Raw genomic sequence first — 15,111 nt, 5'->3', positions numbered from 1 at the left:
AATGCAAGGGAATGGCTGATATATTTATGGCCCATGCTTTTTCCGGTGAGACTATCCTAAATTTGTGGCTTCTAAATACGGTGGTCAACTCTATGCATCATGATCAGCAGGGTTATGCCCCCTTTATCAGCCGGCATATCGGAACGTTTGGACAGGAATCTGCATTGTTGGAAGCCATAGGTTTTAAAACTACGGATGAATTAATCGATAAAACCATCCCCAAAGACATCAGGCTTCAAACTCCTCTCCGGCTGCCACCTCCCGTGGATGAAGCCGAATTGCTCAGGGAGCTGAAAACATTATCGTTGCAAAATCAGCTCTTTCGTTCTTTCATCGGACAAGGCTATTATGGTACGCATACGCCGCCTGTCATTCAGCGCAACCTGTTTGAAAATACCAACTGGTATACGCCTTACACACCCTATCAGGCCGAAATTTCGCAGGGACGCCTGGAAAGCCTGCTCAACTTTCAGACAATGGTGGCTGATCTCACAGGTTTGCCCATTGCCAATGCTTCATTACTGGATGAAGGCACCGCGGCCGCAGAGGCTATGCTGATGCTCTATCGCTACGTACATGCCAGTGAGAACAGTACCCGCCATCGTTTTTTCATTGATGTTCGGCTGTTCCCCCAAACCCTCGATGTATTGCTCACACGCGCTGAGCCCCTGGGTATTGAATGGGTGCTGGGAAAATGGGAAGAAGCGCAAATCGACGAACAATTTTTCGGGGCCATCGTACAATATCCTGATCAGGAAGGTGCAATTCATGATTATCGGAACTTCATCAGCCAGGTACACGCTGCTGGAGTTTATGTGGTTATGGCTACCGATTTGCTGGCATTGACCCTGCTCATGCCTCCGGGTGAAATGGATGCCGATGTTGCCGTCGGATCAACCCAACGTTTCGGTGTGCCGATGGGCTACGGTGGACCTCATGCAGCATTCTTTGCAGCAAAAGAAATGTTCAAACGCTTTTTACCAGGCCGGATCATTGGGGTAAGCGTGGATAGCCAGGGAAATCAGGCGCTTCGGATGGCTTTGCAAACCCGCGAACAGCACATCAAGCGGGAAAAAGCTACCTCCAATATCTGCACGGCTCAGGCGCTGCTGGCCAATATGGCGGCCATGTATGCCGTGTATCATGGCCCCGAAGGACTGAAAAACATCGCCCTGCGCGTACACCAGCTTACAACAGCTCTTTACGAAGGATTGCATGAACTGGGCTACAGGTGCCGCCACCATTATTTTTTTGATACCCTGTGGATTGCCACGGATCAGCCTCCCGAAATCCACCGGATTGCCGAAGCTTATCGCATCAATTTTCGGTATCCCGATCCGCAGCATGTGGGCATCTCACTCGACGAAACCACCACCCCGGCAGATGTATTGGATATCCTGCATGTGTTTGCTGTTGCTAAAGGAGAAGATCGAGCCCAGTTTACGCTTGCCGAGGGATCAACCACCCCGCATCTGCCCCATCATATGCTGCGCAGCTCGGCTTTCCTGACTCACCCGGTGTTTCACCAGTATCATACCGAAACCCGCCTGATGCGCTATATCCACCAGTTAGAGAATAAAGACATAGCCTTAACCCGAAGCATGATCCCTCTGGGCAGCTGTACGATGAAGCTGAATGCAGCAGCAGAAATGCTGCCCCTCAGCTGGCAACATTGGAGCCAGATACACCCCTTTGCCCCGCCCGACCAGGCTCGTGGCTATCAGGAACTGATCAGGCGGCTGGGCGAATATCTCTGTACCATCACCGGTCTGGATGTATGCAGTTTTCAGCCGAACAGTGGTGCCCAGGGTGAGTATGCCGGCCTGCTCACCATCAGGCGTTATTTTGCAGCTCAGGGGCAATCCCAGCGCCGCATCATGCTCATTCCATTGTCGGCTCACGGTACCAACCCGGCCAGCGCCGTGATGGCCGGCATGCAGGTGGTTACCGTGAAAACCCTCGACAACGGGTACATAGATCTTAAGGATTTCCGGGAAAAAGCATATCAGCATCGCAACGAACTGGCTGGGGTGATGATCACCTACCCCAGCACATACGGCATCTTTGAGGAGGAGATTAAGCAATTGTGCGAGATCGTACATGAATGCGGGGGCTTGGTATACCTGGATGGTGCCAACATGAATGCCCAAATCGGACTTACCTCTCCGGCGATGATTGGGGCAGATATCTGCCACCTGAATCTGCATAAAACATTTGCCATTCCCCATGGAGGCGGTGGACCCGGCATGGGACCCATCTGTGCCAAAAGCTTTCTGGCCCCCTATCTGCCCGACCATTATCTTTTCCACCAAAGCGAATACCTGCAAAAAAGCAATGGTCACCCGGCAACACGTTTTCATGCCGTAAGTTCAGCCCCTTATGGTTCACCCTATATCCTGATCATCAGCTACGCCTATATCCGGCTGCTGGGCGCTGAAGGCCTTCGCCGGGTAAGCGAGCACGCCATCCTGAACGCCAATTACATGAAAGCCCGCCTGGAAAAAGCTTTCCCAGTGCTTTTCACCGGTCGGCATCAAACCTGTGGGCATGAGTTTATCATTGATTTGCGGCCCTTCAGGCAATCGGCCAATATTGAAGTAGAAGATGTGGCCAAAAGGCTGATGGATTTTGGCTTCCACGCTCCCACCATTAGCTTCCCGGTTCCGGGCACCATGATGATTGAGCCTACAGAAAGTGAAGACCGGGAAGAAATGGATCGCTTTTGCGATGCCCTGCTGCAAATCCGCCAGGAAATTCAGGCCATCGCAGAGGGTAAAATGGACCGACAGGATAATCCACTCAAACACGCCCCACATACCCATCAGATGCTGGTAGCCGATCACTGGCCCCATGCCTATTCACGGGAAATGGCCGCCTACCCGCTGCCTTTTGTCCGCGAAAACAAATACTGGCCCCCGGTGAGCCGGATTAATCAAACCCTGGGCGACCGAAACCTGATCTGTACCTGCCCGCCGGTACATACCTACGCCAACCAGGAGCAGGAAAATTAGCATTAGCAGGCTGAAAATCCATGCAGTTTGTGCTGAAGGTATTATATTTGGCCTGACGGATATATGACACAGTTATTGTAAGCATTTAAAACACTCTTATGAGTCGATTGTTCATCACCAAACCACTACAAAAACTCTTTGCTGAAGCTGCTGACACAGAAAAAGGATTAAAACGGGCACTCACCCGCACCAATCTGATCGCCTTGGGCATCGGAGCTATTATCGGAGCCGGAATTTTTGTGCTCACCGGACAAGCCGCAGCCCAATACTCCGGCCCGGCCGTCGTAATTTCCTTTGTCATTGCAGCCATTGCATGCGGTTTTGCAGGCTTGTGCTATGCCGAGTTTGCTTCGATGATCCCTATTGCCGGTTCGGCCTATACCTACGCCTATGCCACGCTGGGTGAGTTTATCGCCTGGGTTATTGGCTGGGATCTGATTCTGGAATACCTCTTCGGCGCCTCAACGGTTGCTGTAGGCTGGTCGGGCTATGTGACCAGTTTTCTGAAAGATATTGGCATCCATATTCCCGAATATCTTGCCAATGCTCCGGTGAAGTATGATCCGGCTACTCATCAGCTTGTCGCTTCCGGTGCTTTGCTAAACCTACCAGCTATGTTTATCATTGCCCTGATGACCACCCTGCTGGTGATTGGCATCAAGGAATCGGCCCGTTTCAACAATATGATCGTGTTTGTAAAACTCCTGGTGATTTTTCTCGTTATCGGGTTTGGCATTCATTACATTGTTCCGGAAAACTATCATCCTTTTATTCCACCCAATGAAGGCACCTGGGGTATTTACGGCTGGAGCGGGGTATTCCGGGCAGCAGGGGTGATTTTCTTTGCCTATATTGGGTTTGACGCCGTATCTACCGCCGCTCAGGAAGCCAAAAATCCACAGAAAGACATGCCCTGGGGTATCCTGGGATCTTTGCTGATTTGCACCCTGCTATATATTGCCATGGGATTTGTGATGACGGGTATGGTCAACTACACCAAGCTGAATGTGGCCGACCCGGTAGCCGTAGCCGTGAATGCAGCCGGTCCTTCCTTGTTCTGGCTCAGGTTTCCGGTGAAGATTGGCGCCATTGCGGGTTTGAGCTCCGTGATTCTGGTCATGCTCATGGGGCAGCCCCGCATCTTCTATTCTATGGCCAATGATGGCCTGTTGCCCCGATCGTTCAGCAAATTACATCCCCGCTTTCGCACGCCTTACATCACCACCATCATAACAGGCCTGGTAGCCATGCTGGTGTCAGGAGTTTTTCCAATCGGCCTGTTGGGTGAACTGGTATCGATTGGTACTCTGCTGGCATTTACCATTGTATCGGCAGGCATCCTGATTTTACGCAGATCGAAACCTCACCTGCACCGACCCTTTAAAACCCCTGGTTATCCGGTGGTACCTTCCCTGGGGATTTTATTTCCTTTTCTGGTGATGCTTACCCTGCCTTTTGACACCTGGTTGCGGCTGATTCTCTGGATGGCGCTTGGCCTGGATATTTTTTACCTGTACAGCCAGCATCACAGCCATGTAGTCCGCGATATGGAAACGCGGCCCGGGCGGCACTTTACTATTGAAGCCCTGCCCGTTGTGTTGGTTACATTGGTGCTGCTAATTATGTCTTTCTTTTCTCCAGAAAAATGGGTACTCTACGCAGCTATTATACAGATTTTGATATGCCTGTATGTTTTGATAAGGCTTCGGCATGAAATCCATATCAGCCAGCCTGCAGTTGTGAGTGAAGAAAAATCTTAATGCATCATTCAGCGTTCGTTTAATATCAATTCAACCATGGGAAGGATATTTGAAGTTCGGAAAGCCAAAATGTTTGCCCGGTGGGATCGGATGGCCAAACAGTTTACCCGCCTGGGAAAAGAAATTGAGATTGCCGTCAAGCAGGGTGGCCCTGATCCGGAAAACAATCCCACCCTGCGCAGAATCATCCAGAATGCCAAGAGCGTAAACATGCCCAAAGACCGGATCGAAGCGGCCATCAAAAGGGCAATGGATAAAGACAAGTCGGCCTACGAAGAAATCATATACGAAGGATATGCCCCGCACGGGGTGGCTGTGCTGATTGAAACGGCTACCGACAACCCCACCCGCACGGTGGCCAACCTGCGTATGTATTTCAACCGCGGGGGCGGCAGCCTGGCTACCAGTGGATCCGTAGCTTTTCTGTTCAAACGGATGGGAGAATTTGTGCTGGAAAAAGAAAAACTTCACAATCCTGATGAACTGGAACTGGAATTGATCGATTACGGCATGGAAGATTTCGGAGAAGACGAAGAAGGGCATTTGATCGTTCGCACGGCTTTTCATGATTTTGGTCGGATGAATGAATTTCTTGAACAAAAAGCTATTCCCGTAGTACGTGCCCAGCCGATATATATTCCCACTTCAGTGGTTGAACTGCCCGAACACGAGGCCCAGCAGGTGCTGGAACTGGTTGACAAACTCGAGCAGGACGACGATGTGCAGCACGTGTATCATAACCTCATTTAACCAGGCAACCATTTTATGTTTCATGCCGTATAAAAAAGGATTCAAAACCTTTTTATCATGAAACATAAACTGTATCTGCTGCTTTGCAGCCTGAGCATTATGCTCTTTGTATCCTGTAGCAAATCGTCAAATGATTACAGTGGCGGAGGTTCTACGGGCGGAAACACCGGTGGCAACAACGGAGGCAATTCGGGCGGATCTTCGGGAAATGTAATAAGCATCAGCAATTACAATTTTTCTCCCTCCAGCCTTACTGTTGCAAAAGGCACTACCGTAAAATGGACAAATTCCGATCCCGTAACCCATACCGTCACCGAAGACAATGGCAAGTTTGACAGCGGCAATCTTCCCTATGGCCAATCGTATTCATACACGTTTAGCGATACAGGCAGTTTTCATTACCATTGTGCCATTCATACGTACATGAAAGGCACCATCATTGTGCAATAGGCAATCACTGTTGCGGGTGATAATATTTCATGGCCTCCGGAATCCATTTGCGGATATCAGCAATGCGCTGGGCATCGCTGGGGTGGTCGCTCAGAAATGTTGGAATCTGACCGGTATTGGCCTGTGCCATTCGTTGCCAGAAATCCAGTGCCGCATGTGGATCATAACCGGCCAATGCCATGAAAATCAATCCCAGATGATCGGCTTCCGACTCCTGCTTCCGGGAATGCGGCAAAGTTACACCGAGTGTGCTGCCGATATCGTAAGCCTGAAGAAAAGCATCACGCGTGGCCTGGGGTTTTTCATCCATGAAAATCGCCAATGCTTCTCCCCCGGCCTGCTGCAGCAATTGTTCTGACATGCGTTCGGCACCATGCTGGGCAATGGCATGGGCAATTTCATGGCCCATCACCACTGCCAATCCGTTTTCATCCTTTGTGTAGGGCAAAATGCCTGTGTAAACCACCACTTTCCCGCCCGGCATGCACCAGGCATTGGCTTCCTTGCTCTCCACCAAATGAAATTCCCAGTGATAATTGGCCACCCGATCGGCATAACCATGCTGGGTAAGATATTGCGTAATGGCCTGCGCCAGGCGTTCCCCTACCCGCTGCACCATCTGAGCCTGTGCACTGGTTGAAGGAACTACTTTGTTTTGGGACAAAAAACTATGATATTCCGTGAGCGCCATCTGATCCAGCTGGCTCTCAGGCACCAGATGAAGCTGCGTTCTGCCTGTGATAGGCACACGCGAACAGCCTGATATGATCCATAACGCAATCGTCCAGGTAAGGATTCGTTTCATGCATCACTGGTTTTTGGAAATGGAATGATACAAACATTTTACAAGTATCAAAACAACGATTGTACCAGAGATGATCGGGTTAAAAGGGTTTTTAGGAATCGGGATGATTCTGCTCAGATGACGATCTCCGTTTTTTAAACAGCGAAACCCGGTTTTCCCGGCCATGTAACAATCGTTGAATATTTTTCTGATGGGTAAAAATTACCAGCAAGGCAATGAGTATGGCAAACACCTGATACACAAAAGCGTGTTCCCTGAAGATAAACAGAATCAAGAGCGGAAATGCAATGGCAGCCAGTATGGAACTCAAGGATACATACCGCGTGAGAAAAAGTACGAGGATAAATACGCCTACACAACAAAGAGCAACCACGGGCTGTATAGCCAGTACCATGCCGAACAGGGTAGCCACCCCTTTACCTCCCCTAAACTCAGCCCAGATAGGAAAGATGTGGCCTACCACGGCTGCAAGCCCAAGTGCCAGCTGAAAGTTCATCAACTGGGAGGCATGTCCTGGCTGGTTGTAATAAGGCAACAAATGAGCCAGTTGAACAGCTACCACACCTTTGAGCATGTCTAGAATCATCACCACCGTACCAGCCCGGGGTCCAAGAACCCGAAACGTATTCGTAGCTCCTGCATTACCGCTGCCATATTCACGGATATCAATATGAAAAAAGCGTTTGCCAATCCAAACAGCGTTGGATATGGACCCAATGAAATAGGCAAGTATAATCAGGAAAAATTCAGACATACAGGCTTCACAAATTTAACAGAAAGCCATGACAGGCACTTCAGGTATAGTGTAATGCAAAACAAATATGGAACTTCCCTTTACTCTCCCTGCTCGGCTGCATTGCCTCTACCATGCCGCGGATGAGAGGGCGATTGCCTGGGGTGCGGCCGGGGTCCGCGCTGCCGGCTTTGGGCATTTACCGGAGGCTGGTGATAGCCTTCTGGCCGGGGCAACAAAGCTTTGCGGGAAAGCTTGAATTTTCCGGTCTTGGGATCGGCACCCGTAAGTTTTACCTTGATTTTGTCACCTTCTTTTAACACCCCTTCCAGGCTATCCAGATGCTTCCACGATACTTCTGATATATGAAGCAATCCCTGCCTGCCAGGCAAAAATTCTACGAATGCACCGTAAGGCATCACAGCTTTTACTTCTCCTTCGTAGGTTTCGCCCACTGTGGGTACGGCCACAATGCCTTTAATCCATTGAACTGCTTTTTCCAGGCTGTGCTTATCGCTGCTGAAGATGCTCACTTCACCGGTAGCGCCCACCTCTTCGATGCTGATGGTGGTTCCGGTTTCCCGCTGAATTTCCTGAATGATTTTTCCGCCTGGCCCTATTACGGCACCAATAAATTCTCGATCAATAAACATTTTCACCACACGAGGTGCATGGGGTTTGGGCTCTTCCCTATGCTGGGGGATGCACCGATACATGGCATCCAGAATGAACAAACGGGCCTGACGGGCCTGTTCGAGCGCTTCCCGCATCACGTCCATACTCAATCCATCCACCTTGATATCCATTTGCACACCACAAATACCCTCCCGGGTGCCGGCAACCTTGAAATCCATATCGCCCAGATGATCTTCATCGCCCAGGATATCGGTAAGGATAGCATATTTACCGTCTTCCGGCCGGGAAATGAGTCCCATGGCAATTCCACCCACATGCTTCGGTAGGGGCACACCTGCATCCATCAACGCCAGGGAACCTGCGCAAACCGTAGCCATGGAGGAAGAGCCGTTTGATTCCAGAATATCGGATACGACTCTTACGGTGTAAGGATAATCGCCATTGGGCATCATTTGTTTCAGGGAACGAAGGGCGAGATTGCCATGTCCGATTTCACGCCGGCCCGGCGCCCGCATCATCTTCACCTCACCCGTGGAGAAGGGCGGAAAGTTATAATGCAGGATAAACTTGCTATAGTCCGATATAGCTGCAGTTTCAATCAACAACTCATCTTCAGGTGTGCCTAAGGTAACCGTCGTCAGGGATTGGGTTTCCCCGCGGGTGAAAATGGCGGAACCGTGGGTTGAAGGCAATACATCTACCTGCATATCCAGCGGACGGATGTCTTTTAGTCCGCGCCCATCCAGCCTGCGGCCTTCATCCAGGATCATGTTCCGCACTATTTCTCGTTGCAACTCATGAAAATAATAACCTATCAAAGGCTGATCTTCTGCAGGCAATTCGCCCAATGCCTGGGTAATTTCTTCCTGCAGTTGCTTGAATGCTTCTGTACGCTGCTGCTTGGTGGTATTGGTATGAGCAATGGCCGAGATACGATCTTTGGCCAGTTCTACAATTTTTTCTCTCAGTGCCTCGTTCCGGTGAGGTTTGGGATAATCTCTTTTCGGTTTTGCACCGGCTTTCTCCCTGAGCTGTCGTTGAGCAGCGATTTGTATTTTGATGGCTTCATGAGCCAGCTGAATAGCCTGAATCAGGTCTTCTTCCAGGCATTCCTTGCTTTCGCCCTCCACCATCAGAATATTTTTCTCGGTAGCGCCTACCATAAAATCCATATCGGCTGCGGCCAGCTGGCTGCGGGAAGGATTGATGACAAACTGCCCATCCACACGTGCCACCCGCACTTCAGAAATCAATTCCTGGATAGGAATGTCAGAAACTGCCAATGCAGCCGATGCTGCCAAACCAGCCAGCGCATCAGGCATCACCTCTGCATCTGATGAAACCAATGTAACCAGCACCTGCACATCGCAGAAGTAATCGTCCGGGAAAAGGGGACGCAAAGCCCGGTCAATTAGCCGGCTGATAAGCACTTCGTAGTCAGACAATTTGCCCTCACGTTTGAAAAAGGAGCCAGGAATACGGCCTGCGGCGGCAAAACTTTCACGGTAATCTACAATCAACGGGAAAAAGTCCTGCCCTTCCTTCGTCTCTTTGCTGGCCACCACGGTAGCCAGCAGGATGCAATCGCCCATGCGCACCGTTACGGCTCCATCGGCCTGGCGGGCCAACCTGCCCGTTTCAATCTCTACTTTGCGGCCATCGCCCAGATCAAATTCAACAGTTATCGGTTGCAAACTCATAGTTAGTTCCTTTTATTTTATCAGTTCAGGATATAAAAAAACTATTCCCAACACGCATCACGGGTTGGGAATAGCCAGTCATGAAAACCAGGTTTATTTTCTTAAGCCAAGCTTGTCAATCAACGACCGGTAGGCTTCCAGATTGGTTCTCGACAAATAAGTCAGCAACTGCTTGCGCTGCCCTACCAGTTTCATGAGGCCACGGGTGGTGGAAAAATCTTTTTTGTGTTGTTTCAAATGTTCGGAAATGTGATCAATCCGATAGGTAAGCAGAGCAATCTGGGCACATATATCGCCCGTATTTTTCTCATGGCCTCCGTATTCTTTAATCAGCTCTGCCTTTTTTTCACTCGTAAAGTAAGATGACATGGGAATATCGCTTAAAATAAATCTTTGCAAAGGTAGGGTAATTTATGTTAATATCCATAGGTTTCGCATTGGCGGTATTTTTTCTATCTTTCATGGAATTTTCCTGAAAAAATCAAGCTCATCCCATTACCTTTATTGTATGTTTTCAATGAAAGGCTATCTACTTCTCTTCCTTTGGCTATTATGTTTCACCCCGCAACAATCCATGTAATGTAAATCTTTTTTATGCGCATATTGTATCTGGTTACACTGGACAATGTACACGACACCGGTAAAATTTACAAAATTCGGGATCGGTTGAATTATTGGCGCAGGGCCGGACATTTGGCGCAAGTATGGATTCTTTCCCGCGACAACGAATATGTGATCCGGGGCTTAAGCGAACAAGAAGGGGTAAAAGTGTTTAATGCGTTGCCCTTTCATTTGCCTCTTTCCAGCCGGTTATCCTGGATCAAAAAAACAGAGCGGTACATCCGTCAGGCTGTATCTCTGCGGGAACTCAGCCGGGAAATCACATGCTTTCAGCCCGATTTGATTTATTATCACCAGCATATCTGGCTACCCGGACTGGCTGGTTTGCTGCGCCGCCATCTGTCGGTCATGGAAGTGAATGTCATTGATACCGAAGAGGTGAAATTCACGCCTCTGTTGCGCAGGTGGATTTACCGGGCAGGCCGGAAAAGCCTGATTCGCGCTGTGGATGGCCTGGTGTGCGTAACCCCCGAAATTGAAGCCAGATTCAAAAGATACGGTAAGCCCAGCTGCATCATTAGCAATGGCATTGATCTGAACCGAATACCCTTGAAGCAGCCCGAGCCGTCGGGAAGAGCCCATTTGATTTTTGTGGGTTCGTCCGACATTCCCTCACAAGGAATTGATCTGGTCATCGGCTTAGCCCAAAAGCTTCCCCAGTACGTATTTCATATCGTTTGTCCCGATTTGCCTGCAGGAAAACAACAAAACATCATCTCACACGGTGCCCTGTGCGATACACAGTTGAAAAGCCTGTACAAGCGCATGGATATTGGGATTGGTACATTGGCTTTGCATCGCAAACACATGCAACAGGCCTGTCCGCTCAAGGTAAGGGAATATATCGCAGCAGGTCTGCCCCTGATACTGGCCTATGAAGATTGTGATTTACCCGATGATCCGCATATTCTGCGACTTCCTTATGGACTTCAGCATCTGGATAATGCGTGGATTTCAAAAATTGAAGCATTTGTCGAAAGAAATCGCCTGAAACGTCTGCCGGAAAGCATTCGCCAGCGGGTGTCCCTGGAAAAAAAAGAAGTGATGAGGCTGGCCTTTTTTGAACATTTGCTTAACGGTTACGGTACGAATCGCTTGCCCGCATTTAGCTTTCAACCAGCACCAGAGGAAGCCATTGCTCAAGCCACTGAGCCCAGCTTAGTTCAAACGCCGGTTGCCCTTTAACATCTACAGGAAATGGCATAAACCTGATATTCCCCTCTATCAAGGCTTTCATGGCTTTTGCCCAGGCATCTGCATCCCGGGGTGGCAGCCAACTTACTTTCGGGTAACCCGATAAAGTTTCTTTTGCATAGGGCAAATCGGCCGCCAGAATGGGCAATCCCAACACTGCAGCCTCGCTGAGCGGTAAGCCCCAGGTTTCACACAAAGAAGGAAATACCAATGCATGGGCACGCAAGTAATGTTCCTTCAATGCATCGGCCTGTAAATATCCTGTAAATCGGACTGGTAAATCAGCTGGATATTTCTTCCTCAACTTCCGGATATAAGCGTTTTCGTCGGTAGCATAGGTACATACAATCTCAAAACGCTGGATACCCTGCGCTGTCAATATCCGGGCAGCTTGAAACAGCACCTCGTGGTTTTTGTACACATACGGATAAGCCGGAAAGAAAAACCGGAAAATATCAGGCTGGGTAGGTGTTTGCAGCTCCCCTCCTCCGGATGGTCTCCCCACCGGCGGTATCACCCACACCCGGTCGGGCTGCAGGGCATATCGTTGGAGCAGTTGCTCGCGCAGCTGATGTTGCTGGACAAGAATCCAGTCATTGGATTGGATATTGCGCAAATAAACAAGCTGATAAAGCCATTTCAGCATCAGCAAAGCGGGTTGGTTCAGCCACATGCGCCAGGGAATGCGGGCAAGCAGAAGCGGATGATGGAAATACACGGCCCGGAACCGGCTGCAGACCGGCGGCGTACTATCCTGCAAGGAAAGCCAGAGTGCGGGTTTCCAGCGGCGGGCCAAGCGGGGAAAAAGCAGGTATTCATAATACAACCTGCGCCACCATCCGGTACGGGCGCGCGGGAAATCGACGTATTCCACACCCGGCAATACGGGATAATCCTCTTTCCGATACACCAGTGCGCGAATTCGACATCTGCCACCCGCTGCAGCCGCCAGCTCCTCCAGGCAAAGACCCACTACTTTTACCGTACCCCCTCTGAAGAATCGCTCTGCTGAAACCACGATCAGCGGTTGCATACGTATGGGTTCAGGATAACCGGATATCAGCCATATCGCTCACCCTGCCTAATTCCGTACGCAACACACGGGAGGGAAATTTCTGCAAAACCAGATAATCGTGTGTGGCCATGATAACGGTGGTATGGTAGTCGCGTGAAATCTGAAACAGCAATTGCATAATGCCATCTGAGGTTTCGGGATCCAGATTTCCCGTCGGCTCATCGGCAAGAATCAGCTTGGGTGAGTTCAGCAATGCCCTTGCAATATCCACCCTTTGCTGCTCGCCACCCGAAAGTTCATAGGGCATCTTGTAGCCTTTTGTTTTCAATCCCACCTTATCCAGCACATCGAGAATTTTTTCTTCCATGAGCTTTTGGTCTTTCCAGCCCGTGGCTTTTAACACAAAACGAAGATTGTCGTGCACATTTCGGTCGGTTAACAATTGAAAATCCTGAAATACGATACCCAGATTGCGCCGCAGATAGGGCACATTTTTCCAGGTTAATTTTTTCAGGTCAAAACCTGCCACCATTCCTTCTCCACCACAAAGAGGCAAATCGCCATACAAAGTTTTCAGTAAGCTGGTTTTGCCTGTGCCTGTTTTGCCCACCAGATACACAAATTCACCCTTGCGGATGGTAATATTGACATCGCTCAGAATCACGGCTTTGCCATGGCAGATTTGCGCGTGCTGCAATGAAACAATCACATCTTCTTCCATAATCCTGTGTATTGAAACAAAAATAACGGCTAATTCCCATTTTCCGATAGCATGTAAGCAATGGTCCCCGCATCCGGATGGAGAATCTGCAAATTGGGTTTCCCTGCTTCCGCTTTTACAATGCGCCCTGCCACAAGGGCCTCGATATGAAAGGTTTGTGCCAAACGAATGATCTCTTCCGCATGTGCTTCGGAAGTAATGATTTCCATGCGGTGGCCCATGTTGAACACCTGAAACAGCTCTTCCCAGCTGGCCGACGATACCTGTCGGATCAACCGGAATAGTGGAGGAAGTGGAAATAACTGATCTTTAATAGCTGCCAGACCATCTGGCAAAAAACGCATCAGCTTGGTTTGTCCGCCACCCGTGCAATGGATTAATCCGTGAATCCAATCCAGATGCTCCTCCTGCAGGGATTTAAGAAACGGTGCATAGGTTCGTGTAGGGGACAACAGCCAATCGCCCAAGGTATAGGCACCATCCGAAACCTTGTCTGACAGCCGGTATGGGCCGGTATATTGTAATTCAGCATCCAGTTGCAGATCACAGGCTTCCGGATAGTTGTGTAAATAGCTTTTGTGGAGCAGTTCATGGCGAGCCAATGTAAGCCCGTTACTGCCGATACCACTGTTGTAGGTTTGTTCATATATCGTTTGACCAAATGAAGCCAGGCCTATAATCACATCTCCTTCCTGAATGCGTTCATTGGTAACCAATGTAGCTTTGGGCCAGCGCACCGTCATATTGCCATCAACCACAATAGTACGCACCAGATCACCCACATCAGCTGTTTCCCCACCTACATAATGAATATCCACGCCGTATTTTTGCAATTGCTCTATGCACGCTACAGTGCCTTCTATCAGCGCTTTCAATACTTCGGCGGGAATCCATCTTTTGTTTCTGCCAATGGTGGAGGTATAGACAAAACGCGTATAGGCTCCTACACAAAGCAAATCATCGAGGTTCATTACGAGTGCATCCTGAGCAATGGCTTTCCAAACCTCCATATTGCCTGTTTCCCGCCAGTACAGGTAGGCCAGCAGCGATTTTGTGCCTGCTCCATCGGCATGCGAAAGACAGACCCATTCCGGGTCCTGAGCCAGATAGTCGGGAAATATGCGACAGAAAGCATGCGGATACAATCCCTGGTCGAGCTTTGCAATAGCAGCATGCACTTCTTCCTTGGATGCGGATACGCCGCGGCGTTGGTAAAGCGAATCTTTCACTGATACAGGTTATTGAAACACAAATCTACAAGAAGCCCGCAAATGACAGGGTAAGCCTGTAAATTACTCACGGATGAGCAGCACCGGCATCCGGATGGGCGGTGGCCAATACCACTTTGGCATGCAGCTGACGGGCTATTTCCATCACCTTCACCACATCATCAATCGGAACGGTTTTATCGGCATTGATTACAATGGTGGCATCCACCTGTTCACCGGCTAACTTGGGAGCCAATACCTGAGCTAACTTATCAAAGGGTACTTGTGTGGTGCCCACGTAATACCGCTGCTGGGCATCAATGCTCACTACCACTGTTTGTTTGGCTTTGGTATTGCTTTCGGCCCGCGGCAGGGAAAGCTTGATGACATTGGGATTGGCCAGGGTGGATACAATCAAAAAGAACAACAGGAAAATAAACAAAATATCATTCAGGGCAGAACTCTCTACCTTGGCCTCTTCCCGTCGTCTTTTGCGCAAATCCATGA

The 15,111-nt window shown here is 49.5% G+C and carries 13 protein-coding genes; 5 read left to right on the top strand and 8 right to left on the bottom strand.

Annotated features, from left to right (window positions below; all coding sequences use genetic code 11):
- Positions 1 to 92 precede the first annotated feature (92 nt).
- The 4 genes from gcvP to BM367_RS08820 all read left to right on the top strand — a co-directional run bounded on the left by gcvP (position 93) and on the right by BM367_RS08820 (position 5,971).
- Positions 93 to 3,011, top strand: a complete 2,919-nt coding sequence (gene gcvP / locus BM367_RS08835) for an aminomethyl-transferring glycine dehydrogenase (protein WP_092459901.1) — start codon at positions 93 to 95, stop codon at positions 3,009 to 3,011.
- Between the two features lie 98 nt (positions 3,012 to 3,109).
- Entirely contained in the window at positions 3,110 to 4,771 is a 1,662-nt protein-coding gene (locus BM367_RS08830) for an amino acid permease (RefSeq protein WP_092459899.1), read from the top strand.
- Between the two features lie 36 nt (positions 4,772 to 4,807).
- Positions 4,808 to 5,521 carry a YebC/PmpR family DNA-binding transcriptional regulator gene (locus BM367_RS08825; protein WP_092459897.1) on the top strand — a complete coding sequence of 238 codons (714 nt, stop codon included), beginning with the start codon at positions 4,808 to 4,810 and terminating at the stop codon, positions 5,519 to 5,521.
- A 57-nt stretch (positions 5,522 to 5,578) separates the two neighbouring features.
- Complete coding sequence (locus BM367_RS08820) at positions 5,579 to 5,971, top strand: cupredoxin domain-containing protein (protein WP_092459895.1); 393 nt, start codon at positions 5,579 to 5,581, stop codon at positions 5,969 to 5,971.
- A gap of 4 nt (positions 5,972 to 5,975) precedes the next feature.
- Here BM367_RS08820 and BM367_RS08815 read toward each other — a convergent pair whose 3' ends face one another.
- From BM367_RS08815 to rpsO, 4 genes are all read right to left on the bottom strand, one after another.
- Positions 5,976 to 6,776: a M48 family metallopeptidase gene (locus BM367_RS08815; protein ID WP_092459894.1), complete on the bottom strand. Its 801-nt coding sequence runs from the start codon at positions 6,774 to 6,776 to the stop codon at positions 5,976 to 5,978.
- Positions 6,777 to 6,867: 91 nt separating this feature from the next.
- Positions 6,868 to 7,530 (bottom strand): glycerol-3-phosphate 1-O-acyltransferase PlsY, encoded by a 663-nt coding sequence (plsY, locus tag BM367_RS08810; protein WP_092459892.1) that lies wholly within the window; start codon positions 7,528 to 7,530, stop codon positions 6,868 to 6,870.
- 80 nt (positions 7,531 to 7,610) lie between these two features.
- Complete coding sequence (locus BM367_RS08805; protein ID WP_092459890.1) at positions 7,611 to 9,845, bottom strand: polyribonucleotide nucleotidyltransferase; 2,235 nt, start codon at positions 9,843 to 9,845, stop codon at positions 7,611 to 7,613.
- A 93-nt stretch (positions 9,846 to 9,938) separates the two neighbouring features.
- A complete protein-coding gene (gene rpsO / locus BM367_RS08800) occupies positions 9,939 to 10,214 on the bottom strand; it encodes a 30S ribosomal protein S15 (protein ID WP_092459888.1) in 276 nt (91 codons plus the stop codon).
- A 225-nt stretch (positions 10,215 to 10,439) separates the two neighbouring features.
- On the opposite strand from rpsO, the gene BM367_RS08795 reads away from it, so the two are divergent.
- Complete coding sequence (locus tag BM367_RS08795) at positions 10,440 to 11,651, top strand: glycosyltransferase (RefSeq protein ID WP_092459886.1); 1,212 nt, start codon at positions 10,440 to 10,442, stop codon at positions 11,649 to 11,651.
- Here BM367_RS08795 and BM367_RS08790 read toward each other — a convergent pair.
- From BM367_RS08790 to BM367_RS08775, 4 genes are all read right to left on the bottom strand, one after another.
- Complete coding sequence (locus BM367_RS08790; protein WP_092459884.1) at positions 11,572 to 12,693, bottom strand: glycosyltransferase; 1,122 nt, start codon at positions 12,691 to 12,693, stop codon at positions 11,572 to 11,574. The two genes, BM367_RS08795 and BM367_RS08790, sit on opposite strands and share 80 nt — an antisense overlap.
- A gap of 10 nt (positions 12,694 to 12,703) precedes the next feature.
- The gene (locus BM367_RS08785; RefSeq protein ID WP_092459882.1) at positions 12,704 to 13,396 is read right to left on the bottom strand and encodes a cell division ATP-binding protein FtsE; all 693 of its coding nucleotides are present in this window, start codon (positions 13,394 to 13,396) and stop codon (positions 12,704 to 12,706) included.
- Positions 13,397 to 13,425: 29 nt separating this feature from the next.
- Positions 13,426 to 14,625 carry an AIR synthase related protein gene (locus BM367_RS08780; protein ID WP_092459880.1) on the bottom strand — a complete coding sequence of 400 codons (1,200 nt, stop codon included), beginning with the start codon at positions 14,623 to 14,625 and terminating at the stop codon, positions 13,426 to 13,428.
- A gap of 67 nt (positions 14,626 to 14,692) precedes the next feature.
- Positions 14,693 to 15,109, bottom strand: coding sequence for an ExbD/TolR family protein (locus tag BM367_RS08775; RefSeq protein ID WP_092459878.1), 417 nt, complete (start codon positions 15,107 to 15,109; stop codon positions 14,693 to 14,695).
- Positions 15,110 to 15,111 lie beyond the last annotated feature (2 nt).

Origin of the sequence: Thermoflavifilum thermophilum (genome assembly GCF_900116565.1) — a bacterium.
Taxonomy (GTDB): domain Bacteria; phylum Bacteroidota; class Bacteroidia; order Chitinophagales; family Chitinophagaceae; genus Thermoflavifilum; species Thermoflavifilum thermophilum.
The sequence above is the reverse complement of the archived record's forward strand: the minus strand, read 5'-3'. Positions and strand labels throughout refer to the sequence as shown.

Excerpts from the sequence above, each read along its gene's own strand:
- gcvP (WP_092459901.1), top strand. The coding sequence starts at position 93 with ATGCATCATGATCAGCAGGGTTATGCCCCCTTTATCAGCCGGCATATC.
- BM367_RS08830 (WP_092459899.1), top strand. The coding sequence starts at position 3,110 with ATGAGTCGATTGTTCATCACCAAACCACTACAAAAACTCTTTGCTGAA.
- BM367_RS08825 (WP_092459897.1), top strand. The coding sequence starts at position 4,808 with ATGGGAAGGATATTTGAAGTTCGGAAAGCCAAAATGTTTGCCCGGTGG.
- BM367_RS08820 (WP_092459895.1), top strand. The coding sequence starts at position 5,579 with ATGAAACATAAACTGTATCTGCTGCTTTGCAGCCTGAGCATTATGCTC.
- BM367_RS08815 (WP_092459894.1), bottom strand. The coding sequence starts at position 6,776 with ATGAAACGAATCCTTACCTGGACGATTGCGTTATGGATCATATCAGGC.
- plsY (WP_092459892.1), bottom strand. The coding sequence starts at position 7,530 with ATGTCTGAATTTTTCCTGATTATACTTGCCTATTTCATTGGGTCCATA.
- BM367_RS08805 (WP_092459890.1), bottom strand. The coding sequence starts at position 9,845 with ATGAGTTTGCAACCGATAACTGTTGAATTTGATCTGGGCGATGGCCGC.
- rpsO (WP_092459888.1), bottom strand. The coding sequence starts at position 10,214 with ATGTCATCTTACTTTACGAGTGAAAAAAAGGCAGAGCTGATTAAAGAA.
- BM367_RS08795 (WP_092459886.1), top strand. The coding sequence starts at position 10,440 with ATGCGCATATTGTATCTGGTTACACTGGACAATGTACACGACACCGGT.
- BM367_RS08790 (WP_092459884.1), bottom strand. The coding sequence starts at position 12,693 with ATGCAACCGCTGATCGTGGTTTCAGCAGAGCGATTCTTCAGAGGGGGT.
- BM367_RS08785 (WP_092459882.1), bottom strand. The coding sequence starts at position 13,396 with ATGGAAGAAGATGTGATTGTTTCATTGCAGCACGCGCAAATCTGCCAT.
- BM367_RS08775 (WP_092459878.1), bottom strand. The coding sequence starts at position 15,109 with ATGGATTTGCGCAAAAGACGACGGGAAGAGGCCAAGGTAGAGAGTTCT.